General features: G+C 62.5%; 24 protein-coding genes and 1 tRNA gene. 9 read left to right on the forward strand and 16 right to left on the reverse strand.

Annotation, left to right across the window (positions count from 1 at the left end; all coding sequences use genetic code 11):
- Positions 1–33: 33 nt before the first annotated feature.
- The gene (locus IEV82_RS08905) at positions 34–1737 is read left to right on the forward strand and encodes a polysaccharide deacteylase family 2 protein (protein ID WP_188481662.1); all 1704 of its coding nucleotides are present in this window, start codon (positions 34–36) and stop codon (positions 1735–1737) included.
- A gap of 21 nt (positions 1738–1758) precedes the next feature.
- Here IEV82_RS08905 and IEV82_RS08910 read toward each other — a convergent pair whose 3' ends face one another.
- The 5 genes from IEV82_RS08910 to IEV82_RS08930 form a co-directional block, all read right to left on the reverse strand.
- The gene (locus IEV82_RS08910) at positions 1759–2400 is read right to left on the reverse strand and encodes a DUF1638 domain-containing protein (RefSeq protein ID WP_188481663.1); all 642 of its coding nucleotides are present in this window, start codon (positions 2398–2400) and stop codon (positions 1759–1761) included.
- Positions 2384–2557 carry a hypothetical protein gene (locus IEV82_RS08915; protein ID WP_188481664.1) on the reverse strand — a complete coding sequence of 58 codons (174 nt, stop codon included), beginning with the start codon at positions 2555–2557 and terminating at the stop codon, positions 2384–2386. The genes IEV82_RS08910 and IEV82_RS08915 overlap by 17 nt, the downstream gene beginning before the upstream one ends.
- A gap of 96 nt (positions 2558–2653) precedes the next feature.
- Positions 2654–3358 (reverse strand): cobalamin B12-binding domain-containing protein, encoded by a 705-nt coding sequence (locus IEV82_RS08920; RefSeq protein WP_188481665.1) that lies wholly within the window; start codon positions 3356–3358, stop codon positions 2654–2656.
- Positions 3359–3531: 173 nt separating this feature from the next.
- Positions 3532–4548, reverse strand: a complete 1017-nt coding sequence (gene bmt, locus IEV82_RS08925; RefSeq protein WP_188481666.1) for a betaine--homocysteine S-methyltransferase — start codon at positions 4546–4548, stop codon at positions 3532–3534.
- Positions 4549–4694: 146 nt separating this feature from the next.
- Positions 4695–5903 (reverse strand): bifunctional alpha/beta hydrolase/OsmC family protein, encoded by a 1209-nt coding sequence (locus tag IEV82_RS08930; RefSeq protein ID WP_188481667.1) that lies wholly within the window; start codon positions 5901–5903, stop codon positions 4695–4697.
- 153 nt (positions 5904–6056) lie between these two features.
- Here IEV82_RS08930 and IEV82_RS08935 point away from each other — a divergent pair, with 153 nt between their 5' ends.
- Positions 6057–6905, forward strand: coding sequence for an endonuclease/exonuclease/phosphatase family protein (locus IEV82_RS08935; RefSeq protein ID WP_188481668.1), 849 nt, complete (start codon positions 6057–6059; stop codon positions 6903–6905).
- Between the two features lie 93 nt (positions 6906–6998).
- Positions 6999–7745 (forward strand): heme-dependent oxidative N-demethylase family protein, encoded by a 747-nt coding sequence (locus tag IEV82_RS08940; RefSeq protein ID WP_188481669.1) that lies wholly within the window; start codon positions 6999–7001, stop codon positions 7743–7745.
- On the opposite strand, the gene IEV82_RS08945 is transcribed toward IEV82_RS08940, so the two are convergent.
- The 4 genes from IEV82_RS08945 to IEV82_RS08960 form a co-directional block, all read right to left on the reverse strand.
- On the reverse strand, positions 7742–8557 hold the full coding sequence (locus tag IEV82_RS08945) for a lytic murein transglycosylase (RefSeq protein ID WP_188481670.1): 816 nt from the start codon (positions 8555–8557) through the stop codon (positions 7742–7744). The genes IEV82_RS08940 and IEV82_RS08945 overlap by 4 nt on opposite strands.
- Before the next feature lie 111 nt (positions 8558–8668).
- Positions 8669–9433 carry a hypothetical protein gene (locus tag IEV82_RS08950; RefSeq protein ID WP_188481671.1) on the reverse strand — a complete coding sequence of 255 codons (765 nt, stop codon included), beginning with the start codon at positions 9431–9433 and terminating at the stop codon, positions 8669–8671.
- Between the two features lie 298 nt (positions 9434–9731).
- Positions 9732–11138, reverse strand: coding sequence for a type I glutamate--ammonia ligase (gene glnA, locus IEV82_RS08955; RefSeq protein WP_188481672.1), 1407 nt, complete (start codon positions 11136–11138; stop codon positions 9732–9734).
- Positions 11139–11192: 54 nt separating this feature from the next.
- Positions 11193–11531 carry a P-II family nitrogen regulator gene (locus IEV82_RS08960; protein ID WP_085631929.1) on the reverse strand — a complete coding sequence of 113 codons (339 nt, stop codon included), beginning with the start codon at positions 11529–11531 and terminating at the stop codon, positions 11193–11195.
- Between the two features lie 169 nt (positions 11532–11700).
- Here IEV82_RS08960 and IEV82_RS08965 point away from each other — a divergent pair, with 169 nt between their 5' ends.
- Positions 11701–13338 carry an NAD(P)H-hydrate dehydratase gene (locus IEV82_RS08965; RefSeq protein ID WP_188481673.1) on the forward strand — a complete coding sequence of 546 codons (1638 nt, stop codon included), beginning with the start codon at positions 11701–11703 and terminating at the stop codon, positions 13336–13338.
- A 93-nt stretch (positions 13339–13431) separates the two neighbouring features.
- A tRNA-Leu gene (locus tag IEV82_RS08970) sits at positions 13432–13515 on the forward strand.
- A gap of 99 nt (positions 13516–13614) precedes the next feature.
- Here IEV82_RS08970 and IEV82_RS08975 read toward each other — a convergent pair.
- Complete coding sequence (locus IEV82_RS08975; protein WP_188481674.1) at positions 13615–16128, reverse strand: hybrid sensor histidine kinase/response regulator; 2514 nt, start codon at positions 16126–16128, stop codon at positions 13615–13617.
- Between the two features lie 55 nt (positions 16129–16183).
- Positions 16184–16663 (reverse strand): putative pterin-binding protein, encoded by a 480-nt coding sequence (locus IEV82_RS08980; RefSeq protein WP_188481675.1) that lies wholly within the window; start codon positions 16661–16663, stop codon positions 16184–16186.
- A gap of 431 nt (positions 16664–17094) precedes the next feature.
- Between IEV82_RS08980 and IEV82_RS08985 the strand changes: the two genes are divergently transcribed.
- Complete coding sequence (locus tag IEV82_RS08985; RefSeq protein WP_188481676.1) at positions 17095–18054, forward strand: class I SAM-dependent DNA methyltransferase; 960 nt, start codon at positions 17095–17097, stop codon at positions 18052–18054.
- Positions 18055–18163: 109 nt separating this feature from the next.
- Positions 18164–19495, forward strand: a complete 1332-nt coding sequence (gene tig, locus IEV82_RS08990) for a trigger factor (RefSeq protein ID WP_188481856.1) — start codon at positions 18164–18166, stop codon at positions 19493–19495.
- Between the two features lie 78 nt (positions 19496–19573).
- On the opposite strand, the gene IEV82_RS08995 is transcribed toward tig, so the two are convergent.
- The 5 genes from IEV82_RS08995 to IEV82_RS09015 form a co-directional block, all read right to left on the reverse strand.
- The gene (locus IEV82_RS08995) at positions 19574–20716 is read right to left on the reverse strand and encodes a mandelate racemase/muconate lactonizing enzyme family protein (protein WP_188481677.1); all 1143 of its coding nucleotides are present in this window, start codon (positions 20714–20716) and stop codon (positions 19574–19576) included.
- A 126-nt stretch (positions 20717–20842) separates the two neighbouring features.
- A complete protein-coding gene (gene rplI / locus IEV82_RS09000; protein WP_188481678.1) occupies positions 20843–21475 on the reverse strand; it encodes a 50S ribosomal protein L9 in 633 nt (210 codons plus the stop codon).
- A gap of 12 nt (positions 21476–21487) precedes the next feature.
- Positions 21488–21715, reverse strand: a complete 228-nt coding sequence (gene rpsR / locus IEV82_RS09005) for a 30S ribosomal protein S18 (protein WP_188481679.1) — start codon at positions 21713–21715, stop codon at positions 21488–21490.
- A gap of 25 nt (positions 21716–21740) precedes the next feature.
- The gene (rpsF, locus tag IEV82_RS09010; protein WP_188481680.1) at positions 21741–22187 is read right to left on the reverse strand and encodes a 30S ribosomal protein S6; all 447 of its coding nucleotides are present in this window, start codon (positions 22185–22187) and stop codon (positions 21741–21743) included.
- Between the two features lie 175 nt (positions 22188–22362).
- Positions 22363–22725 carry a hypothetical protein gene (locus IEV82_RS09015; RefSeq protein ID WP_188481681.1) on the reverse strand — a complete coding sequence of 121 codons (363 nt, stop codon included), beginning with the start codon at positions 22723–22725 and terminating at the stop codon, positions 22363–22365.
- 258 nt (positions 22726–22983) lie between these two features.
- Here IEV82_RS09015 and IEV82_RS09020 point away from each other — a divergent pair, with 258 nt between their 5' ends.
- Together IEV82_RS09020 and IEV82_RS09025 are read left to right on the forward strand one after the other, a co-directional pair.
- Positions 22984–23187: a hypothetical protein gene (locus IEV82_RS09020; RefSeq protein ID WP_188481682.1), complete on the forward strand. Its 204-nt coding sequence runs from the start codon at positions 22984–22986 to the stop codon at positions 23185–23187.
- A 101-nt stretch (positions 23188–23288) separates the two neighbouring features.
- The gene (locus IEV82_RS09025) at positions 23289–23864 is read left to right on the forward strand and encodes a YceI family protein (protein ID WP_188481683.1); all 576 of its coding nucleotides are present in this window, start codon (positions 23289–23291) and stop codon (positions 23862–23864) included.
- Positions 23865–23937: the final 73 nt, after the last annotated feature.

The raw sequence follows: 23937 nt of genomic DNA on the forward strand, positions 1-23937 counted from the left end.
GGCGCATGTGAGGGCAAGACGAGGGCAAAGAGCATGGCACGAGGGTTTTTGTCAGGGGCCATCTGGGGCACGCTGATTTCCGCGGGCGGATTGGGCGTCGCATCCATCCTCGCACCGGGGCCGACCTCCGTGACGCCGCCTGCTCCCGAACAGAGCGTGGAGGCGGTGCAGCAAGAAGATCCTGACGCGACAGCGAGCCTGCAAGACAGCACCGCAGCTTCTGAGGACCTGACGCCGGAAGCTGTGCCCGCAGAGGAGCCCGCGCCGTCCGAGACCGCAAGCACCGATGCGCCCGTTGTTGCCGAGGACGAAGGTGCAACCACTGCCGAAGCGGTGGAGGGCGAGACCGCAACCGAAGCTGTGCCCGAACCCGCAACTGAGGCCGAGACGTCCGAGCCTGAATCCACACCCGCGCGCCGACCTGCGGATGTCGCCGCCGTGATACCCGATGCCGATGCCCCCGTGCTGGACGAGCCGTCCGAGCCGCAGGACGCTGTCCCGACCGATACGACCGCAGCGCCGATCCCGACGCCCGATACCGGCGAGACGATTGCCGCGCTTGATGCGCCTGCGGTTGGACCTGCGCCCACCGCCCCGGCTGTTCCGGGCACGGAACGCGCACCCGGCAGCGCGGGAGCACCCGCGCTCGATGTTCCGCAAGGCGAATCCAGCCTGTCTGTCTCGACCGAGCCCGCACAGCCGCCCGCGCCAGCTGTTCCGCCGGTTGCCACGCCGCTGGTGCCGGAGCCGGAAACGACGGTCGATGCGCCGGATGCCGCGGCGGACGAAGCCGTCCCACAGGCGGAGACTGGCACGGACACAGCCAACGAGGACCCAACAGCCGAGCGCCCCTCTGTCCGCCGTTTCGTGCCCTCGACCCCCGATGCGACCGACCCCGCCACCGCAGACACCACCGCCGCGCTACGCCCGGCCATTGGCACACCGGCCGCATCCTTGACCGCGCGCAGCCCGGGCAATTCAGCCCGTCTGCCATCCATCGGTGCGGGAGAGAGCAGTGCCGCTGCGGCAGCGCCCGACACTCCGGTGTCCGATTCCAGCCTGCCGGCTTTGCAACGCTTTGCAGCCCCGGTCGACAGCGATTCCGACCTGCCGAAAATGTCCATCGTGATGATCGACGACGGCACCGGCCCACTGGGGCCAGACACTCTGGATGGCTTTCCATTCCCGGTGACCTTTGCGCTGGACCCCACCAAGCCCGGTGCCGCCGCGCGCATGACGGCCTACCGTGCTCTGGGATACGAGGTTGCGGCGCTGGTCGGTCTTCCCGATGCGGCCCAGCCCAGCGATGTCGAACAAATCCTGGGCGGCGCAATTGCCGCCGTGCCCGAGGCCGTGGCGCTGATCGAAGCGCCGGATGGTGGGTTGCAGGCGGATCGCAGCGTCACCGAACAGGCAACACGCTTTGCCGCCGACAGCGGCCACGGGCTGGTCTTTCTGCCCAACGGACTCAACACCGCGCAGGCCATCGCGCAGCGCGAAACCGTGCCGGCGCTCAGCATCCTGCGGGATTTCGATGGGGACGGGCAGGATGCGCGCACCAAACGGCGCTTTCTGGACGGGGCGGCGTTTCGCGCACGTCAGGATGGGGCGGTGGTGATGCTGGGGCGCCTGACGCCGGACACGCTCTCGGCGCTGGTGCTCTGGAGCCTGCAGGACCGAGCGTCGAGCGTTTCCATGGTGCCGGTCTCGACGCTTTTGCTGGAGCAGTCGAACTGAGGCGCCCTCCCTGACTGACCGTCAGCCGGTGGCCCAGCCCTTCAGGTCCTGCGCCAGATCGCCGTAGCCGGTAAAGCGCCGTTCAAAGGCAAGACCCAGCCTGTCGGCGCAGCGCTGCGCCATGGCGGTTAGTGCCGGGTCATCGGTCTGCGCCTGATAGACCAGCCTGTCATAATTTCCGAAATACATGTCCCGCAGATCGGGATGCCGGTCCAGACCCAGCGGTTTCCAGACAAAGGCATCGAACTGCCGCACGAGGAAATCGGTCAGGTAGAAGGCGGTGATCTCGTCTCGCGCGGCGAACGCGTCATTGCCTTCGAAAAAGCTGTAGCAGTGCGGTCCCTCGATCATCTCGACGCCCATTTCTGCGCAGGCGGCCTCAAGCAATCCACCCGTGCCGCAATCGCCATAGGCGATGAACACCTGATCATAGTCGCTGCGATTCCGCTCGACCGCTGCGCGGACAGCACCGACGATCTTTTCGGGGTGGTTGTGCAGGATCGCGGGCAGGCAGGTCAGGTCCAGGTGAGTCCAGCCATTGGCGTCCTTCAGCGCGAGAATCTCGCGGGCCAGAGCGCCGCAGGCAATCACCAGCACCCGGCCATCGCCGCGCGCCGCGAGACCCGCATCTGTCAGCGTTGTATCGTCAGGCAGGCTCGTCATCGCCGGGCACATGCGCAAGGCCCCAACGGGCGAGCAGGGCCAGGGCGATCAGCGCGGGCAATACCTTGAGAATGCCGAACTGGGCCAGGGCCCATACGGTCAGACCGGATGCCGCAATCACGGCCAAGATCATCGAAGCGAATGTCGTCACTGGCATGTTGATCTCCTTGCCTCAAAAATATGGGGCAGTTCGATCCATATTAAAAGGCCCCGCCGTGAAGCGGGGCCAAAAAAAGCGTCAATTCGCCCAATTTTATCCAGCGGCAAGCTGATTGTGCTTGCGACCCACAAAGGTCTTGGCGGTTTCGACGGCCACAGCCGCGTCACGGCAATAGGCGTCGGCACCGATGGCCTTGCCGAATTCCTCGTTCAGGGGCGCACCGCCCACCAGAACGATATAGTCGTCGCGGATGCCTTTCTCGACCATCGTGTCGATCACCACTTTCATGTAGGGCATGGTGGTGGTCAGCAGGGCGGACATGCCCAGGATGTCGGGTTGTTCGGCTTCGATTGCATCGAGATAGGAGTCAACGGCGTTGTTGATGCCCAGATCGACCACTTCGAACCCGGCACCTTCCATCATCATCGACACGAGGTTCTTGCCGATGTCGTGGATGTCGCCCTTGACGGTGCCGATCACCATCTTGCCGACGCGCGGAGCACCGGTCGAGATCAGCAGCGGCTTGAGGATGAACATGCCGCCCTTCATCGCGTTGGCCGCCAGAAGCACTTCGGGGACGAACAGGATGCCGTCGCGGAAATCGTTGCCCACGATGGTCATGCCGCCGACCAGCGCCTTGGTCAGGATGTCGTAGGGCTGCCAGCCACGTTCCAGCAGGATGTTGACCGATTCCTCGATCTCTTCCTTCAGACCGTCATAGAGATCGTCGAACATCTGCTCGACCAGTTCCTCGTCGCTGAGATCCGCGAGGATGATGTCGTCTTCTTCGTCAGCCATGTATGTCACTCCAGACGCTGGCGATGCCGCCAGTGATTGTTTTGTCCTCTCATCGTCGTTTTCCGACGCTGCCACTTGGTGAAATCCGACATGCGCGCGGACGCAACCGACGCCAAGCAATCTAGACCCCCGGCTTTGCCAGGCACACGTCCCTTCAGGGGCGGGCGACGGTGTCAGCCGCGCCGACGGCCCCGGCGTTCCCGCTTGGGTGCGCCGCTCTGGTCGCCTGTGCCGTCGCTGTCCGAACTGAACGCGCCGATCTCCTCGACGATGCGCTCCAGCGTCGGGCTGTCGCCCTTGGGTGTCGACTCCAGCGCCTCGCGCATGGCGCGCAGGTGCTCGGGCATCGTGCCGCAGCAGCCGCCGATGATCTTGGCTCCGGCGTTCCGCGCCAGCAGCGCATAGCGGGCCATCAATTCCGGCGTGCCGTCGTAATGAATGTGCCCGTCGACATATTTCGGGATGCCCGCATTGCCCTTGGCGATGATCGCGCGCTTGGTGCCTGCGGCGGCAAAGCCCAGAACCGTGCGCAGAAGGTCAGACGCCCCGGTGCCGCAATTGGCGCCAAAGGCCAGCGGCGGATTTGGCAGGGTCTCGATCATCTCGGCCATGCCGTCCGACGTCATGCCCATCATCGTGCGCCCGGCGGTGTCGAAACTCATCGTGCCGCACCACGGCACATCGGCCAGCGCAAAGGCTTCGGCGGCGGCGCGGAATTCCTCGGGGGCGCTGATGGTCTCGACCCACATCACGTCGGCGCCCCCTTCCTTGAGGCCCTCGGCCTGTTCGTGGAACATCTCGACCGCATCCGCGTGCGACAGGGTGCCCACGGGCTGCATGATCTCGCCGGTGGGGCCGACAGAGCCCGCAACGATGACCCGACGGCCCGCTGTGTCTGCGATCTCGCGCGCCAGTTCGGCGCCGATGCGCGACAGCTCGCGGGCGCGGTGCCCGGCATTGTGCAGCTTGAGCCGCGAGGCGTTGCCGCCAAAGGTGTTGGTCAGGAACAGATCGCTGCCCGCCTCGACCGCCCCGCGATAGAGCGCGCGGATGTTGTCGGGCCTGGTCTCGTTCCAGAATTCGGGCGGATCGCCGCTTTCCAACCCCATGTTGAACAGGTTGGTGCCGGTCGCGCCATCGGCCAGAAGCCAGTCGCGGGTGGACAGAAGATCGTGCAGCGGGTTTGTCATGACAGGCCTGTGGTCAGAATAATCGGCCCTGCCTGTCATATTTCGCGTATTGAGACAAATTCATAATTTTCAAGACGATTATGAATGGGGCGCGACACACTCCGTCGACGGAGTGTGCAAACGCGTCGACGCGTTTGCAGCACCTGTCATACGAGTTCGGTCTCGACCCGGCTGGAGGCTTCGAGCGTCTTGTGCACCGGGCATTTGTCCGCGATTTCCAGCAGCTTGAGCCGCTGTTCCGCATCCAGATCGCCGGTCACGGTGATGCGCCTGCGGAAGAGGTCGATATTGGCCGCGTTCGGCGTACCTGCATCCTGTGCATGCACCTTGTCATGGCTCACATCGACCGACACGTGTTTCAGAGGCCAGCCTTTGCGGCGCGCATACATGCGCAGCGTCATCGATGTGCAGGCCCCCAGACCTGCGGCCAGCAGGCCATAAGGCGACGGTCCGCGATTGGTACCGCCATAGGCCAGCGGTTCGTCCGCCCGCAGGTGATGCGGTCCGGCCTGGACGTCCTGCAGGAACCCGGAAGGGTCAGCCTCGGAGACCCGCACGATGCCTTCGGGTGCGCCGATGGGTGGGGCAGGCGGTGCGAGGTCGAGATAGCGCGCGACCCAGGCCGCGATCACCTCGGCTGCGTATTCCGCATCGCGGGCCTGCGTCACCAGATGATCGGCATCGTCCAGCGTGACAAAGCTCTTGGGATGGCGCGCGGCAATAAAGATGTTGGTTGCGTTCTCGATCCCCACCACCGCATCGCGCGGCGCGTGCATCACCAGCAGCGCCGCCCTGAAGTCGCGGATCGCCGGGGCGAGCGCTTGCGCTTGTACGTCCTCGACAAAGGCCTTGCCGATGGTGAAGGGCCGCCCGCCCAGATCGACCTGCGCCTTGCCCTTGGTCTGGATATCCTCCAGCGCATCGGCGAAATTATGGGTGACATGTTCGGGATCGAACGGCGCGCCGATCGTCACCACCGCCTTGATCCCGGTCATGTCGCGCGCCGCCTTCAGAACCGCGGCACCGCCCAGCGAATGACCGATCAGCAGCGAGGGCGCCATGCCGCGCCGCTCCAGATAGGCCGCCGCTGCGGTCAGGTCGCCCACATTCGAGGTGAACGTGGTGTTTGCGAACTCGCCCTTGGAATGGCCCAGCCCGGTGAAGTCGAACCGCAGCACCGCGATCCCCATCGAGGCAAGACGTGCGGCGATCCGCCGGGCCGCCGGAATGTCCTTGGAACAGGTGAAGCAATGCGCAAAAAGGGCGGTGGCCAGATGCGGCCCCTCTGGCAGGTCAAGACGCGCCGACAATGTGTCGCCGGAATGGCCGGGAAAGGTGATGCGTTCGGTGGTCATGTATCTGGTCCTTGGGACAGCGGAATTGGTCGGCGCGAATGGGGTGTCTCAGCCCCGGTGTGTTTCCTTTGCAACAAAACTGTGGGGCATGTCGCCCCCGCACAAGCATTGTGTCGGAAGCGTCACAGGATGGTGAGAGCGATGCCGGGAACGGTGAGCATTGTTGCATATGTGCTGGCGGCCGCGTTTTTCGGCAGCTTTGCCGGGGCGTTTCACCCTCTGGGCGACAGCCTCGCGGTGTTCCGCCTGCCCATCGCCGTGGCCGTTGCGCTCTGGGTGATATGGTCGCCCTGGCCTGCGTGGCTGCGGTGGAGCATCGCGGTGCTGTGCCTTGCCGCGATGACGCAGATCGTGGCGCAGAAATACGTCTCGCACCCCGAAGGGCCGGTGACGATCTACCAGAAGAACCTGTTGTTTCAGAACGATCAGGTCGAAGCACTTGCCGCCGATATCCGGGCCAGCCGTCCCGACATCGTGACGTTGCAGGAACTGACCTCGCGCAACGCCCCGCTGGTTCGCGATCTGCGGGCCGAGTACCCCCATCAGGCCAGTTGCGCGCTGGTCGACTGGGCGCGGGTGGCAATCCTGTCGCGCTGGCCGGTCGAAGGTGAGATTTGCTTGGAAGGTCAGGGGATTGTCGGCATCCAGGTCGCCTCGCCGCAAGGGACGTTCTGGGTGTTCAGCCTGCATGGCGCATGGCCCTGGCCCCATGAGCAGGCATCGCAGATGGCGCGCATCCTGCCGGTTTTCGAAGACCTTGAGGAGCCGGTGGTGATCGCGGGCGATTTCAACATGGTGCCGTGGTCCTTCGCGCTGCGGTCCATCCAACGCAGCACCGACACGACGCGGGCGGGGCCGCTGTTTTCGACCTTCACCAAGATGGGCGCGCCGCTGCCCATTGACCATGTCTATGCGCCGCAGGGCGGGCAGGCGTCGCCACGCCCGCTTCTGGGGTCGGACCACAGCGGCGTGCTGGCCAAGGTGTTCGTGTTCGAGCCCTAAGGCATTTCTTGCAGGTCGGGCATGGTGCTGCGGGGGCAAATTCCCGGCCCGTGCGGCCTTTTCCCGGTCACGCCGCTGGGTTAATCATGCACCATGATCCTGCAGACCAGTTTGCCCTATGATGTGCTGTCACCGCGCCCGCTGCCGGGGATCGCACCTTTGGGGGATGATCCGTGGTTTCTTGTGGACGACGCCTATGCCGCGCAGATGGCCGAGCGTGCGCGTCTGATGGCCACCCGCCGCGACGACGTGATCGCCACCGACAGTCCCGACACGGAGAATGTGACGAAGATGCTGGAGACGGTGCTGGCGCATCTGCCGCCGGGATTTGCGCGGTCTGGCGAGACGGTGTCCTGCGCGGATGGGCGGCGGGTCACGATCGACCCGACAGATCCCTTTGGCACGCTGGGCCATATCCTGCAGAACGACATCTGCCTGATGGAGAAACGGGGCGATGAACATGTGCTGACGGGCGCTGTGCTGTGCTTTCCGGCAAGCTGGCGGCTGCGCGAAAAGATCGGCCGTCCGCTGACCCATATTCACATCCCGGTCAAAAGCTACACCGACGACATCGCGCGGCGCGTGCAGCGCCTGTTCGACGGGGTGCGTCCCGGCATGCCGATCTGGCGCTTCAACGCGCTCTGGTACGAAGACCCCGCACTGTTCCAGCCGCGCTCGGCGACCGCACCCCGCCCTCTGACAGAAGTGGGCAAGACGCCGTACCTGCGCAGCGAACGTCAGGTGCTGTGGCGACTGCCCGAAAGCGATGCGGTGCTGTTCACAATCCACACCTTCATGCTGGCCCGGAGCGATGTTCCGGGCTCGGCAGGCGCGGCTTAACTACCCGCGCGTTGGGCAGAGTAGACGATGGCGCGCAGGTAGTTGCCGCTGTCATTCCAGACAGACAACACGTTGAAATTATGCGTGCCTTCGCCAAAGGGCTGTCCCGGCTGCCAGCCATTGAGGCGCAGCATGTTGGCTGCCGTGGCAAGGGCATCGTCGGCATTGTAGGGATCGGCCCGGCCGTCGCCATTGCCATCGACCCGGTATCTCAGCCAGTTGCCCGCAAGAAACTGCATATGCCCCAATTCGCCGGAGGGGCCGCCCTTGGTGCTGGGCGACAGGATGCCGCTGTCCACCATGTCGAGCGCGGCAATCGCATGCGGCTCGAACCGTGGGTGACGGCGGCAATAGGAGGAGAGGGTAACCGCGCCATCGACCACCGACGTGGCGCCCAGATAGCCGCCCCAACTGGTTTCCAGCCCCCAGATGGTGGCAAGGATCGACGCGGGAACGCCGTAGTCGCGTTCGATCGAACCGAACGTGTTCGGGTTGCGCGCGATCTTGGCGCTGGTCTGGTTGATGAAGCTCTGTGCGGTGCTGCCCGACCGCTTGGCCAGGAACTGCGCCGGATCACCCTGAAGCGTGCCGGTCTGGTTGCCAGGGTTGGATTCGAACCGCCACGTGATGTCCGACAGCCGGGCATTCTGCAGCGCGCTCAGCCCGCGTTGGCCAACACCCGCCGCCGCAGCCTGACTTGCCAGCGTTTGCTTGTACTGGTCGAACGCAGCCTTGCTGCTGATACATTCAGCCGAAAAGGCGGGAAGCGCTGCGCAGAGAGACAGGCAGGCAGCAGCAATGAATCGACGCATCAAGAGGCACTCCAACAGTTCACAATTGGTGCGACGTTAACAAATGAGGCGTTCCGGGCAAGCAGGAAGGCTGAGGCTGTCGGTTTCGGGTTGCGCTCCGGTTTGCCGGGATCAAAGCAGATCCGGCAGGGCGGGAGCCATGCCTGACTGGGCCAGAACGGCGTAAAGCCCTGCAACCCCCAGCGCCATCGCACCCGAGCGCACGTCCTCGCCGCGCACGAGATTGTGAACGATCAGCGGAATTGCCAGCGGGGCTGCGATCAGCGCAGTGGTGAACGAGATGGCCCATGCCGACAGGCGCATCGGCGCGGATTTCGCGCGCCGCTCTTCAAGTTCCATGCGCTCGATCTCTTCCAGCGTGACTCCGTTCATCTGGGCCCGAACAGCGGACATCATCCACTCGTCCAAACGCACGGCATTGCGGCGCTGCGTGGAACGCAGCTTGCTCGACGCCTTGACCTTGCGGGGGATGATGCGAGTGCGGGCCGCCAGGTGATCCAGAACGGCATCACCCGTTGCTAGGAAATCCTCGACCGCGATCGGCTGCTTGGCCCCGTCCCAGAACACGGTATGAACGCTGAAATCGCGGCACAGGTCGGCGGCGACACCTGCCAGGCGTGCGGCGCGTATCCGGGCATCAGGGCCACGGCTCGCCAGCAGCAAAACGCTGCTTGAGCCGACTTCGTCGATGGCGAGCGTCAGGGTGTCGGTGTCGTTGATCGTCCAGTCGATGTAATCGCGTGTCACGGGCAGGCGCTTGAAGGCAACGCACTGGTCGGACAAGGCGTGATGGATGGACGGCACGACGGATTTGCAAATCGCGTCGCGCGGTTTGGCTGTGACCATGCTGATCACCGTGACGTCCGAAGTGGTCATCTCTGTCCCTTCCCAAGTTACATGAAGCCGTTCCATGCGAGGAGTTAAGGCTTGGAATGTGTTCGAAATACGAAGCGAATCAGGCTCAAATTGGAATTTTGGCTGGTTCATGTTATTTTCATGCGCAAAGCGGCCGGTTTCCGGTGCGCATTTGTCAAACCGGCGACTGCGCGCTTTTTCCCGGATCCGTGTCGCGGCTGACACTGGGACAGGCTGGCAGGTGCCGAAGCTTTTTCGACCACGAAAAAAAGGCGCCCCGAAAGGCGCCTTTTCCCGAACTGCACTCTGATCGCGTCGATCAGCTGCTGTAATACATTGCAAATTCCACAGGGTGCGGTGTCATTTCGTAGTTTTCGATCTCTTCCATCTTCAGATCGATATAGCCTTCGATCTGATCCATGGTGAACACATCGCCAGCCAGCAGGAACTCGTGATCGGCCTGCAGCTCGGTGATCGCTTCACGCAGGCTGCCGCAGACGGTCGGGATTCCGGCCAGCTCTTCGGCGGGCAGATCATAGAGGTTCTTGTCCATGGCTTCGCCCGGATCGATCTTGTTGGTGATGCCGTCAAGACCGGCCATCAGCAGCGCCGCAAAGCACAGGTAGGGGTTCGCGGTGGGATCGGGGAAACGAGCCTCGACGCGCTTTGCCTTCGGGCTTTCCGTCCACGGAATACGAACGCAGCCCGACCGGTTGCGTGCGGAATAGGCGCGCAGAACGGGCGCTTCGTAGCCCGGGACCAGACGCTTATAGCTGTTGGTCGACGGGTTGGTGAACGCGTTCAGCGCCTTGGCGTGCTTCAGGATGCCGCCGATGAAATACAGCGCTTCCTGGCTCAGATCAGCATACTTGTCGCCTGCGAACAGCGGCTTGCCATCTTTCCAGATCGACATGTTGACGTGCATGCCAGAGCCGTTGTCGCCCTTGAGCGGCTTCGGCATGAAGGTGGCCGAGCGGCCGTAGGACTGCGCGACGTTGTGGATGATGTACTTGTACTTCTGGAGTTCGTCGGCCTGCTTGACCAGCGAGCCGAAAATCAGACCAAGCTCGTGCTGGCTGGTTGCCACCTCGTGGTGATGCTTGTCGACCTTCATGCCGATGCGCTTCATGGTGGACAGCATCTCGGACCGGATGTCCTGACCGTCATCGGCCGGGTTCACCGGGAAATAGCCACCCTTGTAGGTCGGACGGTGACCCAGGTTGCCCATCTCGAAATTGGTGTCGGTGTTCCATGCGGCGTGGTCGGCGTCGACCTCGTAGGAGACCTTGTTCGGTGAAACCGAGTAGCGCACGTCGTCGAACAGGAAGAATTCGGCTTCCGGACCGAAATAGGCGACATCGCCAATACCGGAGGACAGCAGATAGGCTTCGGCCTTGGCTGCGGTGCCGCGCGGATCGCGGTTATAGGGTTCACCCGTGTCGGGCTCGACGACAGAGCAGTGCACGCACACGGTCTTTTCGGCGTAGAACGGGTCGATATACGCGCTGTCCGTGTCGGGCATCAGTTTCATGTCGGAGGCTTCGATGGATTTCCAGCCTGCAATCGATGACCCGTCGAACATGAAGCCTTCTTCGAGGAAGTCTTCGTCCACCTGGTCGGACATCACTGTCACGTGCTGCAGTTTGCCGCGCGGGTCGGTAAACCGGATGTCGACATAGGCGACATCTTCGTCCTTGATCATCTTGAGAAGCGCTTCAGTGCTCATTCTCTTCCCTTTCACTGAGTTTGGGTCGGTATTCGGTTGGTAATGGGCGCAGGATCAGATCGCGTCGGATCCGGATTCGCCTGTGCGGATTCGGATGGCCTGCTCTACAGGCGATACGAAAATCTTGCCATCGCCGATCTTGTCGGTCTTGGCGGCATCGACGATGGCGGCAATAGCGCCATCCACCTGGTCGTCGTCCAGCACGACCTCGATCTTCACCTTGGGCAGGAAGTCGACCACGTATTCGGCGCCGCGATACAGTTCCGTGTGACCTTTCTGGCGACCAAAACCTTTGACTTCGACAACGCTCAGGCCCTGAATTCCTGCGTCCTGAAGGGCTTCCTTCACCTCGTCGAGTTTGAAGGGTTTGATAATGGCTTCAATCTTTTTCATGGCGGGTCCCTCGCTCCTGCGTTGGGGTTCTCAGACCACTTCTGTTTGAGGGCCACAATCGGCTAGGGTAAATGTCAGGCAGGACGGCGGCTGGATTGAAAAGCGTCGCCCAAAAAATGTGCAACATGCACAAAAAACGCGCATAAATGAAACGTGAAGAGGATCAGACGTGACCGAGTTGCTCACTTCCGCCCAGATGGGGGGCATTGAACGAGACGAAATCGAGTCGGGCGCGGTCACCGGCCTTCAATTGATGGAGCGCGCCGGGCGCGGCGCAGTCGAGGCCGCGTTCGCCAAATGGCCCAAGCTGGCGCAAGGCGCGCATCGCGCGATGGTCCTGTGCGGACCGGGCAACAATGGCGACGGCTTTGTCATCGCGCGCCGCCTCGCGGATCGCGGCTGGGATGTGGATGTCTTTCTGTTTGGTGACACGGCCAAGCTTCCGCCCGACGCAAAGACCAACCATGACCTCTGGGCGGCCATGGGGCAGGTGGCGCCTTTCGAGCCAAAGGCGGTCAAGAGCTGCGCGCGGCCCGATCTGTTTGTCGATGCCGTCTTCGGGACGGGGCTGACGCGGCCTTTGCCTGCGGACCTTGCCTCGGTGCTGGAGGTTCGGACGATGGGCACCTGGAAACGCGGCCACGCGATCCACCGCTTGGCAATCGACTGTCCGTCAGGTCTGAACCTTGACACGGGGATGATCCCGACATCGGGCGACGGCACGATGCCAGGGGTCAATTCGACCCATCTGACCGTGTCTTTCCATAGCCTGAAGGCCGGGCACAAGCTGGGTCTTGGGCCGACGCTGTGTGGGGACTTGCAGGTGGTGGACATCGGTCTGACCGGACGCGACGCGACCGAGCGTGCCATGATCGGCACCGCGCCTGATGCCGAACGCGCGCGCCTGATCGCGCCGGATTTTGCCGGGACTGCCCTGCCTCTGCGCATCTGGCCGGGTGCCATGATCGTCAAAATGCGCGGGCAGGGGCACAAGTATGAGTACGGTCACGTGATGGTGCTCGCCGGCGGGTCGGGGCGTGGGGGGGCTGCACGAATGGCCGCGCGCACGGCCTTGCGATCCGGGGCAGGGCTGGTCACGGTCCTTTGCCCGCCGGATGCGGTGCTGGAAAACGCCTGTCATCTCGATGCGGTGATGCTGCGCGCCTGCGCGGATGCCGATGCGTTCCGCGACATCGCCGATGATCGTGTCAGCGCGTTTTGTCTGGGGCCGGGCATGGGCGTCGGGCCGCAGACCCGCGCCATGGTAGAGGCCGCGCTGAGCCATGACAGGGGCCCCCGCGCCGATCGACCCGCCGCCGTGGTGCTCGATGCCGATGCGCTGACCTCCTATCAAGAGGACCCGGCGGCCCTGTTCAACCTGTGCCATGCCCGGACTGTCCTGACCCCGCACGAGGGGGAGTTTGCGCGGCTCTTTCCCGACCTCGCCCAGTCCGAACGCGGTGACCTTTCAAAGATCGACGTGGTGCGGCAGGCGGCCGACCGCGCCGGGTGCATCGTCCTGCTCAAGGGCGAGGACACGGTGATCGCAGCGCCCGGCGGCGGTGCCAGCGTGCACTCCGCCACCGGTGACCGCGCGGTGCCCTGGCTGGCCACGGCCGGGGCAGGGGATGTGCTGGCCGGTCTGATTGCCGGACTCGCCGCCCCCGAAACCGCGCCCGATCTCTTTTGTGTCGTCGAAGCGGCGGTCTGGCTGCATTGCGAGGCCGCCCGTCAGTTCGGCCCCGGCCTGATCGCCGAGGACCTCCCCGACATGCTTCCAGAGGTTTTCTTGACCCTCGAACGCTAAGAATCTGCGTACGAAGATTCTTGGGCGCCGGGCATTCTCGGGCGAAAATTCTGCTCGCATCGCCGCAGCAGCTTTGCTACTGACCAGCGCAATGCGGGTGTGGCGGAATTGGTAGACGCACCAGATTTAGGTTCTGGCGCCTTTGGCGTGGGGGTTCGAGTCCCTTCACCCGCACCATACTTTCCAGACAACCTACTGAAATTCCTTCAAGTTTTCGCTTTGGAGGACATATTGGCGTCATACATCCCGTACACAATCAGCCGCTCAGGCGCCTGTTCACTTCGAAGCGGGTTCAAGGATGACAGCAGGCAGCATTTCAGCCAATTTTTGCACCAGTTCATTCTTGCGAAAGGGCTTGCGCAGAAAGCCGATGCGCGGGTCGAGCTGTTCGTCAGGCGCGACGAACACTTCAGCATGGCCGGAAACCAGCAACACTGGAAGGCCCGGGCGTTCCTCGATCATCATTTCGGCCAGTTGCCGACCGCTGACCATGCCTGGCATGACCACGTCGGAGATCAGAAGGTCGAACGGTTCGCCGGCGCGGAGCCGGGCAAGGGCCCTTGTGGCTCGGGGCTCGGCCTCGACCTCGTATCCCAGGGACTTGACGATCATGCTGAGATACTCCCGCACCTGGTCCTCATCATCGACCACAAGAATGCGCCCGCGTGTTGCGGATTTCCGGACTGCGGGCTCGATCTCTGGCTCGACGTGGTCCTTGACCGGCCAGGCATGACTCGGCAGCAGCAACTCGACCGTGGTGCCCATGCCCACGGCACTTTGAATGCGAACTTGTCCACCGGACTGGTGAACGAAACCATGGACCATGCTGAGGCCCAACCCGCTTCCTGCGCCGACAGGCTTTGTGGTGAAGTAAGGCTCGAAGACCCGAGCCAGCGTTTCGCCATCCATCCCTTCACCGGTGTCCGAGACAACCACGCGCACGTATTCGCCGGGCTCAGGCTCATCGGGAGTGGTTGACCGGGGCAATGAAACCGTGCTGGTCGCGATGTGGAGAAGGCCGCCTTCGGGCATCGCATGGCGCGCATTCACGCAAAGATTGAGCAGCGCGCTTTCGAACATCGGCCGATCGATATGCACCGCGCCAAGGTTCCCAGCCAACTCCAGCTCCAGCGTGATCGCAGGGGTTATCGAGCGTTCGACCAGCATTTGCATGCCTTTGACGATTTCATTCGCGTCGAAGACGCCGGGCAAGAGTGGCTGTTTGCGCGCGAAGGCAAGCAGGCGCTGTGTCAACTCTGCGGCGCGTTCCGAGGCGATGATGATCTGCCCGGCCATGGTCGCGCTTGGTTGGTCGGCAGGCAGCGTGTCGGTCAGTATTTCGGCATTGCCGAGGATCACGGTAAGAAGGTTGTTGAAATCATGCGCGATCCCACCGGTTAGCTGACCCACCGCATCGAGCCGCTGCGACTGGCGCAGCTGAGCCTCGAGAGCCTTCTGCTGGGACAGATCGATGATGTTCCCGATCGCTCGAACAGGCTCGCCATTGTCATTGCGCAGAATGCTCCCCCGTTCACGCACAGGGACATATGCGCCATCGGGCCTGCGAAGCCGATACTCGACCTCCCAGGAATCGTGACCGCACCGGATCGCTTGCTCGATCCGGCCAAAGATTTGATTGCGGTCATCGGGATGAACGCTTTCAACCCATGCTGTGCATGGGACTTCATGGTTCCCGGGCGGGTAGTCAGGAAGCCAGAAGGAAGCGTTGTTGACCCAGGTCTTGTCAGTGGCGAGATCGCGATCGAAAATGAAATCGCTCGAGGCTTGCGCCACATGACGAAACCGTTCCTCGACGCGGCGCTCCTCGGTAACGTCCCGAAAAAAGATCGTCAGCTTTTCGGGCACTGGATGAGCATGAACTTCGAGCCAGCTGCCCAGTTTTGCACAATACAGATCGGTTTTCTCCGGGGCCTGTCGCTCAATCACTCTGCGAAAGAGAGTATCGAATTTGCCACCCACCAAATCCGGAAGCAGTTCCCAAAAAGAAATGCCAAGAAACTCTCGACCAGAGAAAAAGAAATTGATGGCGTTCTGGTTTGCATAGGTAACCCGGCAATCCGTATCCATGGTCAACACGCTGTCTGTCGTGATGGCCAGCACTGTTGAGAGTTCCGCCTCGCTTTCCGCAAGTTGTCTGGCGGCACCCGCGATGGCAGCGTTGCCCCGCACCAGAGAGCGATTTTGCCAGATCGTGACCAGCAAAAGGATCAACCCGGTCGCGAATAGGAAACCGTTAAGCACTTTCTGGGTGGTCTGCTTGGTGCGCAAATCGTCCCTCGCCTGTGTCATCGCAGTGAGGTTGTGCGCCAAGGCGCGCAGGCCCACCCGGTCGAAAGCATCCCTTATCGCGCCAGCCTGTTCGACGGCGCCAGCTATGGCGCCAGCTCGGTCAAGCACCTCTGCCGCTGGGCGCGCATCGCGCAGGTACAGCAGCGTTTTGCCAAGGCTGTCCATATCCGCCACAAGCGTGGCGTATTGGCCCACGAGGCGCGGTTCCTCGCCGATGAACTGGCCGAAGTCGCTGTTGCCCCAGCTCCTGATCCGGCTCAGCAGAATCTGGTGCCATAAGATAGCGGCCTCGAGGCTGGGTTGGTCGTCCGACAACGCAAGCTGTGTGACGCGCAGTTCCATCTCGGCAGCTTCGCTACGGCCCTGGAAGGCTGATGTCGCCCAATCGTATTGCGTCACCCGGTCGAGGGCGGCTTGCGAAACCCCGACTGAATGGGAAAAGGCCAACGCCCCAACGAACAAGAGGATGCCTGTGGTCACGGCGAACCACCGAAAGCTCTCAAGGTGCTTCACGACGCGATGTCGCTTCCAGTGTTCATTCGATCCCGATGGTGTGGATTTGCCAGACGGAACGGGAGTAGAAGAGCGCGTTGCGGGCTTCCTCCATGTCGTCGTATGGGAAAACGATGAACAGAGGCCCCTTGTCGGCGATGCTCATGTAGTCGCCGTTCGTCTTGAAGGCCAAGATCGCATCGAAGTCGATCAGGTCCGACAGGGGAATGTCCATATTGTAGTTGTTCAGGGCCTGAACATAGGCCGTCGTGCCCTGCGCTCCTACGGCTTCGAGGAAGCGCGCCATGGGAACGCCCTCGAAGGTCGTCTGGCCATCATGCCAGGGAGTGGTTGTCACGATGCTGGCGCTGCCCATGGCCTCGATCTGTGCCAGCGACAGGTTGATCTCGGCGCCGGTCACATTGCCGGTGACAGCGAGGATCGTGTCGCTCGCACTGGCAGGCGACGCGAAGCCAAGAAAAAGTGAAGCCGCAACTGAGGCAGCAAGACGGCGAATGGTCATATGCCCTCCCAAGGCACAGTTAACGCCGTGTGGTGCCGCATCCAGCAGACCTGCGACAGCTGGCCATATGGCCAGTGCCCAATCGCCGTCACCTAACCCAATGGACAGTAATTTCGGCAATTTTCGGTGAGGGTCTTCGCTGATTTCGTCAAGGGCGCTACCCTGAGCCCAAGCCCATGGTCGATGTGGCAGAATGGTGGGATGCCAGTCAACATGCTGGCACACTGATCAGGAGCGCTTTACCCGCACCCCCTCATCGCCGAAGCGCGGGTCTCGTTGATCCGGCCAGCCCCGAGGAGCCTCAATTCCGTTGACAGACAGGCCTGCAGGGCGCTAACGCGCTGTCACGCACCGGCAAACCGGTGCGGCGTGTCGCCTGTCGCGTGGTCTGCTGCTGCAGACAAATGAGCGGGCCTTTTGGACAGACGGGAATGGTGGCAAATCTGTTTGCATCCGGCGATCTGCATGCCGACAGGCGTGCCGAATTCGCCGAGACGCTGGCGCATCTGGAGGATCTCGATGCGGCGGTGGACGTGTTGCGCGGGGCGTTGGAGATTGTGCCCAAATGGGGCGCGGGGTGGTTTCGTCTTGGGGAATATCTTGAACGCGCAGGCGATCTGCCGGGTGCTGCGCAGGCTTGGGGCCGGGCGGTCGAGGTACAGCCCGACGATCCCTTCGGGGCGGGGCTGCGCCGTGACCTGCTGCGTGATCAGCCCCTGAGCGACACGATGCCACCCGCCTTTGTCGAACGGCTGTTCGATCAATACGCGCCCCGCTTTGAGGCGTCGCTGCTCGAAGGTCTGGATTACCAGGGACCGCAGATCATCGCCGAGGCGCTGGAGCGCACCACGGGCCTGCCGGTTGCCCATGCGCTCGATCTCGGATGCGGCACCGGGCTGATCGGACCCGTGCTGCGGCCTCATTGCGGACATCTGACCGGGATCGACCTGTCGCAGGCGATGCTGGCCGAAGCGCAGGCCAAGGGGCTCTATGACCGGCTCGACAAGGGCGATATCCAGGAGCTTCCGATCGGTAACGCGCAATATGGGCTGATCGTCGCGTCGGACGTGTTCAACTACCTTGGTGCGCTGGAACGGATCATCGGCTGGTGCGCGGCCAGCCTATCCCCTGGCGGCACGTTGATCTTTACCGTCGAACAGGCCGAAGGACGCGATGTGACGCTGCGCGAGACCCGTCGTTTTGCCCACGGGCGCGCCTATGTCAGCGACTTGCTAAAGGTGGCGGGGTTTGGCCCGGTCACGATCGTGGACGTGGTTCTGCGGCAGGATCGGGGTGCGGATGTCACCGGGTTTTGTGTCATTGCCGAGGCTGCAAAAGCGGCCCGTCGGCATCAGGGCGACGGCGAGGCGCAGCTTCCTGCGGATGCCTGATCGCGCGGCTGTATTTCCGCTTGCACCGGCCTGAAGGCCCCACTAAGAGGCGGTGGATTTTGACCGCCGCGGACGCCTCCGCGGCCCCTATGCAATGGATAAGGACGACATGCAGGTCACCGAAACCCTCAATGAAGGCCTCAAGCGCAGCTACGCGATCACCGTCACGGCGGACGAGCTGGATGCCAAGGTCAATGAAAAGCTCAAGGAAGCGCAGCCCGACATCGAGATGAAGGGCTTCCGCAAAGGCAAGGTGCCGATGCCGCTTTTGAAAAAGCAGTTTGGCCAGCGCCTGCTGGGCGAAGCCATGCAGGAAACCATCGACGGCGCGATGGCGCAGCACTTCGAAGACACCGGCGACCGTCCGGCGCTCCAGCCCGAGGTCAAGATGACCAATGACGACTGGAAAGAAGGCGACGACATCCAGGTCGACATGTCCTACGAAAAGCTGCCCGAGATGCCCGAGGTCGATCTGTCGTCGGTGACGCTCGAAAAGCTGGTGGTCAAGGCGGGTGACACCGAGGTTGACGAGGCGCTCAAGAATCTTGCCGAGACCGCGCAGGAATTCAAGGACCGCAAGAAAGGCTCCAAGTCGAAAGAGGGCGATCAGGTCGTGATCGACTTCCTTGGCAAGGTCGATGGCGAACCGTTCGACGGTGGCGCTGCCGAAGACTACCCGCTGGTGCTGGGCTCGGGATCGTTCATTCCCGGCTTCGAGGACCAGCTTGTCGGCGTCAAGGTCGATGACGAAAAGAACGTCGAGGTCAAATTCCCCGAGGAATACGGCGCGGAAAACCTGGCCGGCAAGGACGCGGTGTTCGAATGCACCGTGAAGGCCGTCAAGGAGCCCGTTGCAGCCGAGATCAATGACGAATTGGCCACCAAGTTCGGTGCCGAGGATCTGGCTGCGCTGAAGGCGCAGATCGCCGAGCGTCTGGAAGTCGAATATGCCGGTGCCGCCCGTCAGGTCATGAAGCGCGCGCTGCTGGACCAGTTGGACGAGAAGGTGTCGGTCGACCTGCCACCCTCACTGGTCGAGGCCGAGGCCAACCAGATCGCGCATCAGCTGTGGCACGAGGAAAACCCGGAGGTGCAGGGTCACGACCACCCCGAGATCACCCCGACCGAAGAGCACACCAAGCTCGCAGAGCGCCGCGTGAAGCTGGGCCTGTTGCTGGCCGAGCTGGGCCAGAAGGCAGAGGTCACAGTGACCGATGCCGAGATGACCCAGGCGATCATGAACCAGGCGCGCCAGTATCCGGGCCAGGAACGTGCGTTCTTTGATTTCGTCCGCCAGAACCAGCAGATGCAGCAACAGCTGCGCGCGCCGATCTTCGAGGACAAGGTCGTCGATCACATCGCCGAACAGGCGACCGTGACCGAAAAGGAAGTGTCCAAGGACGATCTTGAAAAGGCCGTCGAGGCGCTTGACGACGAATAAACCCATCCGGGTACAGACAAGAGAAAGGCCATCCATTCGGGCGGCCTTTTTCTTTGCGGGTATGTAGAGTAGCCGCCCCTAAAGGTGCAGCTCTGCCGAATAGGTGACGTACGGCGCGATCTCCTCGGGCAGGGTCGTGATGCCAAGGCCCGGGCTGTCAGGGATCGGGAAGGTGCCCCGATCCTCGGCACCGCGCCACGGATCGAACGCATCGCGCAGCGGATTGGGGTTCACATCGACCTCTAGCAGGCCATCGCCCCCCGCCGCGGCCAGCAGATGCGCCGACGCAATGAGGCCGATCCCGCCTCCCAGGAAATGCGGGCAATAGCGCAGCCCCGCCTCGCGGATCGCTTGCGCCACTGTCCAGCAGCCGCTGAGTCCGCCCCATTTGGCAATATCGGGTTGCAGGACGCCGAACACGCCTGTTCCGATCGCATCGGCGAAACCGTCTGTCCCGGTGATGTTCTCGCCCCCCGCAAGCGGAATCACAGAGTGGTCGGCCAAGTCGCGCCAATCGCCGGGTGCCGCATCGGCGGGCAGCGGTTCTTCCAGCCAGCCCAAAGGCAGGTCGGCGCAGGTTGTCACAAAGGACTGCGCCTCGGCCAGGCTCCAGGCCTGATTGGCATCGGCGCAGAGTGTCTCATTCTGGGCGAGCGTCTGGAACAGACCCGCCAAGAGCCGCGTGTCGCGGGCCATGTCAAAGCCCACCTTGACCTTGAACGCCGAAAATCCCGCAGCCCGGCTCAGCGCTATCTGGTCGTCGGCCTGAGCGATGGCGATGCCGCTGGCATAGCAGGGGACGCTGCTCTGCGCATCGGGGGCAAGGAAACGCGCCACGGACTGACCGGTGCGGCGCGCCTCCAAGTCGGTCATCGCGGTGTCAAGACCGGCGATCACCTGTCGGAACGGCCCCCATTCGCCGCATTGCAGGGCGCGGATATGGGTCTGCCGCGTCAGGGTCGCAAAAAGATCGGGCGTGTTGTCGAAAGACCGGCCAAGCAGCAGATCACCCATATCCTCGATCAAAAGGCGCGCGCGGTGCTCGGCCCCGGCGGCGGGCCAGTTGGCAAAGATCTCGCCCCAGCCGAAGGTGCCATCACTGTCCTCGACCCGCACAAAGACCGCAGGCCGGTTGTGCATGACGCCAAAGGACGTGGCGACCGGTGACGAGACCGGCACGCGGTAGGCGGATACATTTATTCGGGACAGTGTGATGGACATTCCAGCAAGACAGCAGGATGCCGCTGCAAAGGCAAGCGCGTCGTCGCCGGTGGGGTCATGCCGCAACGAAAAAGGCCGCACCCGAAAGCGCGGCCTCTGTCTCGTTGGGTTGAAACCCGAACGAGATTACTTGTCGTCGTCCTGGTCGTCAGCGTCAGAGCCGCGGCTCTGCGGGCTGTAATCGCCAGAATCGTCGTCGAGACCGGCTGCGCCGATATCGTCGAACAGCTCCTGGATCTCGAATTCCGCCTGTGCTTCTTCCTCGGCGGCGAGTTCCTGAATGGACTTGCCGGAGGCCTGAAGTTCGGCTTCCTCGGGCGAACGCGCGACGTTCAGTTCGATGGTCACCATGACTTCGGGGTGCAGGTGCACCTCGACGTCATGCAGGCCAAGAACCTTGATCGGCTTGCGGATGATGATCTGCTTGCGGTCCAGCGTGAAGCCTTCGGCAGTTGCAACATCAGCCGCGTCACGGGTGGTGACGGAGCCGTAGAGGTTGCCGCCGTCCGACGCCTGACGAATCACGAGGAACTGCTGGCCGCCAAGACGGTTGGCCATTGCTTCGGCCTCTTTCTTGGTTTCCAGGTTCTGTGCTTCGAGCTGGGATTTCCGGGTTTCGAACGACGCGATGTTCTCTTTCGAGGCGGTCAGCGCCTTGCCCTGCAGCAGCAGGTAGTTGCGCGCAAAGCCGGGCTTGACGTCGACGACGTCGCCCATCTGGCCAAGCTTGGCCACGCGTTCCAGAAGAATGACTTGCATGTGCGTGTCTCCTTACTTCACTGCGTAGGGCAGCAGGGCGAGAAAGCGGGCGCGCTTGATGGCGCGGGCCAGTTCACGCTGTTTCTTTTGAGACACGGCCGTGATGCGCGACGGCACGATCTTGCCGCGCTCAGAGATGTAGCGCTGCAGGAGCTTGGTGTCTTTGTAGTCGATCTTGGGTGCGTTGTCGCCCGAGAAGGGGCACACCTTGCGACGGCGGAAAAATGGTTTCGTAGCCATGGATTAGCGTCCTTTCTTCAGGCGATCAATTGCGACGTTCGCGTCGTTCGCCACGATCGCCCCGGTCACCGCGATCACCGCGATCTCCACGGTCGCCGCGGTCTCCACGATCACCCCGGTCGCCACGATCTCCGCGGTCGCCCCGGTCGTCGCGCTTCTGCATCTGGACCGAAGGGCCCTCTTCATGTGCGTCCACCTTGATGGTGAGAATGCGCATCACGTCGTCATGCAGTCGCATCAGGCGCTCCATTTCCTGCACGGCTTCCGACGAGGCGTCGGTGCGCAGGTAGGCGTAGTGGCCCTTGCGGTTCTTGTTGATCTTGTAGGCCATCGTCTTGACGCCCCAGTATTCGTGATCAACCAGCGTGCCGCCGTTGTCCGAAAGAACTGTGCCGAAATGTTCGATGAGGCCTTCAGCCTGCGCGCTGGACAAATCCTGACGCGAGATAAAAACATGCTCGTATAGCGGCATGTGCACTCCGTTTCTGTTCTGGCGCATTTCAAAGGACAGGGTCTGAACCCTTTCGCTCCTGCCCACGAGAGACTGCGCGGTAAAAATCGTCCTGCGAAAGGAAGCCGCCTTATACACGCGATGCACATCAGTGCAAGCCCCGGTCGATGCCGGAGAGTGCACGGATGCAAGGGCCTTAGTCGTACCGGTGTGACAGCGTCATGATCGTCCCATCGGCGCGGGTGATTTCGCGGGCATAAAGCTCTGGGCGGACAAGCGCGTCGTCCATGTAGCCGAACACGGTCACGGCTTCGCCCACGTCCGCTGGCACCCAATTCGGGCCGACATAGACCCGCAGCGTTCCTGTGTCGTCGCGCAGGCGGAATTCGTCTTCGTCCAACAGTCGATCAACCGTGCCGGCGACTGTCACCATCGTGCCGCGCTGCACATCCGAAATGGCGGTCAAAGGGCGGTCTTGCGAACTGGCAAAGCCGGGGTTTGCAAACGCGCTGAAACAAAGGGCCGTGGCAAGTCCAAGGGCGGATCGGGTACGGGGCATTCTGATATGTCTCCGGAAATGTTTTGCGAACGACTTGCAAGTGGTCATTCGTCGCCGGTTTACAATCTGGCGTTCCGGGCATCCGCACTTTTTTGCCGATCACGTCGTCGGGTCGCCGTTCGAATTGCCTGCAGATCGCCGCACCGTTTGTCCGGGTTTGCCCACGTTGCGCCCTTCGCCAGACACATTTTCGAAACAGACTGTTTCCATAGCGTAAACGGTGAAACGGCCGATGTCCGTCGGTCGGGGAGAAACAAGATGGTGCAGTACGATGAAAACTATGTGCGGACCCACGGTGCGGTCGGCAAGCTGATCCGCCGCATCATCGGCATCGCCTGCCTGATCGCAGTTCCGGGGATCTGGATCGCGGTACAGGGCGCCTTGCCCGAGGCCCGGCTCATGGGGCTTGGATTGTCGGTGATCGTCATGGGAGTTGCGGGATTGTGCCTCTTCGGGCGCTGACTGTTCATTCCGACACAGACTCTGTTGAGTTTAAACGAATTGAGACTGCGCCGCGCCGCAGCGATGTGTCTGTCATCGCAACTCCCATTGAGGACTGACACATGAAAAAGACACTTCTCGCAGCCGCCCTTGTCGCGCTGCCGTTTGCGGCACAGGCAGAACCCGAAGCCTATACGCTCGATTCCAGCCACAGCCAGATCCTCTTCTCCTACAACCACCTTGGCTATTCCACGACCTGGGGCATGTTCTCGGGTTTCGAGGGCGACATCCAGTTCGACCAGGCGGACCCCGCCAACTCCACCGTGACCGTGTCCTTCCCGGTGCGCTCCATGTTCACTGGCTGGGAAGGCCGGTTCGAGCATTTCATGTCCGCCGATTTCTTCGGCGCGGCTGAGGACGAGATGGTCACCTTCACCTCGACGGCGATCGAGCTGACGGGCGACACCACCGCCAACATCACCGGCGATCTGACGCTGAACGGCATCACCAAGCCGGTGACCCTTGCCGCGACGCTGAACCAGCAGGGCGATCACCCGATGGAGGGCAAGCCCTGGGCCGGGTTCTACGCCACCACAACGCTGATGCGCAGCGACTTCGAAGTGGGCGCCTTTGCACCCTTCGTCAGCGACGAAGTGCAGCTTCAGATCTCGGTCGAGGCGATGAAAGCCGGTTCGTAATCCGATCCTACGGCAGAAACGAAAAACCCCGGGCAAAGCGCCCGGGGTTTTTTTTGTTGTCCATACGAGTGTG

The organism is Marivita lacus, from assembly GCF_014637725.1.
GTDB classification, from domain to species: domain Bacteria; phylum Pseudomonadota; class Alphaproteobacteria; order Rhodobacterales; family Rhodobacteraceae; genus Marivita; species Marivita lacus.

Coding starts and splice junctions, on each gene's coding strand:
- IEV82_RS08905 (WP_188481662.1), top strand. CDS start 34: ATGGCACGAGGGTTTTTGTCAGGGGCCATCTGGGGCACGCTGATTTCC.
- IEV82_RS08910 (WP_188481663.1), bottom strand. CDS start 2,400: ATGACGAGCCTGCCTGACGATACAACGCTGACAGATGCGGGTCTCGCG.
- IEV82_RS08915 (WP_188481664.1), bottom strand. CDS start 2,557: ATGCCAGTGACGACATTCGCTTCGATGATCTTGGCCGTGATTGCGGCA.
- IEV82_RS08920 (WP_188481665.1), bottom strand. CDS start 3,358: ATGGCTGACGAAGAAGACGACATCATCCTCGCGGATCTCAGCGACGAG.
- bmt (WP_188481666.1), bottom strand. CDS start 4,548: ATGACAAACCCGCTGCACGATCTTCTGTCCACCCGCGACTGGCTTCTG.
- IEV82_RS08930 (WP_188481667.1), bottom strand. CDS start 5,903: ATGACCACCGAACGCATCACCTTTCCCGGCCATTCCGGCGACACATTG.
- IEV82_RS08940 (WP_188481669.1), top strand. CDS start 6,999: ATGATCCTGCAGACCAGTTTGCCCTATGATGTGCTGTCACCGCGCCCG.
- IEV82_RS08945 (WP_188481670.1), bottom strand. CDS start 8,557: ATGCGTCGATTCATTGCTGCTGCCTGCCTGTCTCTCTGCGCAGCGCTT.
- IEV82_RS08950 (WP_188481671.1), bottom strand. CDS start 9,433: ATGACCACTTCGGACGTCACGGTGATCAGCATGGTCACAGCCAAACCG.
- glnA (WP_188481672.1), bottom strand. CDS start 11,138: ATGAGCACTGAAGCGCTTCTCAAGATGATCAAGGACGAAGATGTCGCC.
- IEV82_RS08960 (WP_085631929.1), bottom strand. CDS start 11,531: ATGAAAAAGATTGAAGCCATTATCAAACCCTTCAAACTCGACGAGGTG.
- IEV82_RS08980 (WP_188481675.1), bottom strand. CDS start 16,663: ATGACCATTCGCCGTCTTGCTGCCTCAGTTGCGGCTTCACTTTTTCTT.
- IEV82_RS08985 (WP_188481676.1), top strand. CDS start 17,095: ATGGTGGCAAATCTGTTTGCATCCGGCGATCTGCATGCCGACAGGCGT.
- tig (WP_188481856.1), top strand. CDS start 18,164: ATGCAGGTCACCGAAACCCTCAATGAAGGCCTCAAGCGCAGCTACGCG.
- IEV82_RS08995 (WP_188481677.1), bottom strand. CDS start 20,716: ATGTCCATCACACTGTCCCGAATAAATGTATCCGCCTACCGCGTGCCG.
- rplI (WP_188481678.1), bottom strand. CDS start 21,475: ATGCAAGTCATTCTTCTGGAACGCGTGGCCAAGCTTGGCCAGATGGGC.
- rpsR (WP_188481679.1), bottom strand. CDS start 21,715: ATGGCTACGAAACCATTTTTCCGCCGTCGCAAGGTGTGCCCCTTCTCG.
- rpsF (WP_188481680.1), bottom strand. CDS start 22,187: ATGCCGCTATACGAGCATGTTTTTATCTCGCGTCAGGATTTGTCCAGC.
- IEV82_RS09015 (WP_188481681.1), bottom strand. CDS start 22,725: ATGCCCCGTACCCGATCCGCCCTTGGACTTGCCACGGCCCTTTGTTTC.
- IEV82_RS09020 (WP_188481682.1), top strand. CDS start 22,984: ATGGTGCAGTACGATGAAAACTATGTGCGGACCCACGGTGCGGTCGGC.
- IEV82_RS09025 (WP_188481683.1), top strand. CDS start 23,289: ATGAAAAAGACACTTCTCGCAGCCGCCCTTGTCGCGCTGCCGTTTGCG.